This is a genomic window from Stenotrophomonas sp. 2YAF22 (genome assembly GCF_052114665.1).
Classification (GTDB): domain Bacteria; phylum Pseudomonadota; class Gammaproteobacteria; order Xanthomonadales; family Xanthomonadaceae; genus Stenotrophomonas; species Stenotrophomonas indicatrix.
Map to the genome: position 1 here is coordinate 1 of NZ_JBFRFE010000728.1, position 1,903 is coordinate 1,903.

Below are 1,903 nucleotides of genomic sequence, written 5' to 3' on the forward strand. Positions count from 1 at the left end.
GGCCGGTGCCGAACGCCAGATCACCCATGTGGCCGATGGCAGCGAGGATACCGATGCGGTGAACCTGCGCCAGCTGAAGGCGGCCGGGCTGGTCGGCGATGGCGGGCAGATGCTGGACGCGGTGACCTACGATGCCGGCAGCCAGCGTGCACAGGTCACTTTCGGCGGCGCCAATGGCACCGTATTGTCCAACGTGGCCGATGGTCGTGTGGGTGCAGGCAGCCGCGAGGCCGTGAACGGTGGCCAGCTGGCCGCCCTGCGTGACCAGCTGCAGGGCCGTATCGGCGATCTGGATGGCCGCGTCGGCGCACTGGAAGTGGGCGATGCCAGTGGCGGCAATCCGCCGTACTACGGTGCGAATCCGCAGCCCGGCGATCAGGCCGGTGACAACCCCGCCCAGGCCATCGGCCAGGGCAGCGTGGCGGCGGGTGCGGGTGCGGAAGCCCGGGCCGACAACAGTGTTGCGCTGGGTGCCGGTTCGGTGGCCGACCGCGAGAACAGCGTGTCGATCGGCCGCGAAGGCGGCGAGCGCCAGATCACCAACGTGGCGGCCGGCGTGCAGGCCACCGATGCGGTGAACGTGGGCCAGCTGCAACAGGGTGTACACGACGCCAAGGCGTATGCCGACGAGCGCGTGCAGGATGCCTGGAGCGGCCTGGAGCAGCGTCTGGACCAGGTCAACCGCCAGGCCAACCGGGGAATCGCCGCAGCCGCTGCGCTGGCGCCGATGACGCCGTACCTGCCGGGCAAGACCACCATCAACGCGAACCTGGCCAATTACCGTAGCGAAACGGCGATGGGCGTGGGCGTGTCGCGCTGGAGCGACAACGGGCGCGTCAATGTCAACGGTGGCGCGTCCATGGCGCGCGGCGACAAGCCGATCTTCCGCATGGGCGTCGGCGTGGTGCTGGGCGACTGAACCCGGAGCGGGGTGCGCCGGCTCACGTCGCACCCCGCCGCAACCCGCTGAATCACAAACCATTCCACGGGTGTATCCGGGCGCGCTTTAGGCCGCGTCCGATACGCCATCGGGGGGCGCTTGCCTAGTATCTGGCCATGGCTGGAACGGCCTGCTGCCACCCCCAATGGGCGCTTGCGCCCTCGGAGAACGACCATGAACTGCATCTATCGCATCGTCTGGAACGCGGCCATCGGCAAGTGGGTGGTCGCCTCGGAACTGGCCCGGGGCCGTCGCCGTCGCGCGGGTGCGGGCGTCGCCGCCTTGCTCCTCGCGATGGTCGCGCCAAACGTGCTTGCCAGCGACATCCAGCAGGTACTGTGCAGCGCACCGTACGAACCGCAGGAAGGCGCCTGCCTGGACCCCGCCACGCCGCGTGGCGCCCTGCCGTTGGCTGCAACCGATGACAGCCTGCTGTTGGTGAACACCGGCAGCAATGCCACTGCCGCCAGCGTCAACGGCATCAACATGATCGCTATCGGTAGCAACGCCGTTGCGCGACCGGCCAGCAATGGCGCCAACAACGGTGCCATCGCACTGGRCAGCAACACGGTGGCCGCCGGCAGCAACGCTGTGTCGATCGGCTTCGGTGCCGCCGCAGACAGTCAGAACGGCTCGGGCGCCAGTGGCGCGACCTCGCTGGGCGCCAGCACGCGAACCACCTGGAACGCGACCGCGATTGGCTTCCAGGCCAACGGTGCCGGTACCGTGGTGACCGCATTGGGGTCGGCGGCAGTAGCCACCGGCGAGCGAGGCATTGCCCTGGGGCGCGCTGCTACCGCCACCGGGCAATACTCCTCCGCGATCGGCGCAGGCGCCCGCGCCACGCACGCCAACAGTGTTGCCATCGGCGCCGGTTCGGTCAGCCGCGGCAACGCCACGGTTGCGCTGGGTTCAACCACCGCACGCCGTGGCATCGAGAGCATGGCCGATGGCACCCAGGAC

General features: G+C 69.3%; 2 protein-coding genes. Both read left to right on the forward strand.

All coding sequences use genetic code 11. The features are described from left to right. A partial coding sequence (locus tag AB4Y84_RS20470) for a YadA family autotransporter adhesin (protein WP_442250798.1) occupies positions 1 to 919 on the forward strand: 919 nt, incomplete at its 5' end. Between the two features lie 195 nt (positions 920 to 1,114). Then, on the forward strand, positions 1,115 to 1,903 hold a 789-nt coding region (locus AB4Y84_RS20475; RefSeq protein ID WP_442250799.1), incomplete at its 3' end, for an ESPR-type extended signal peptide-containing protein.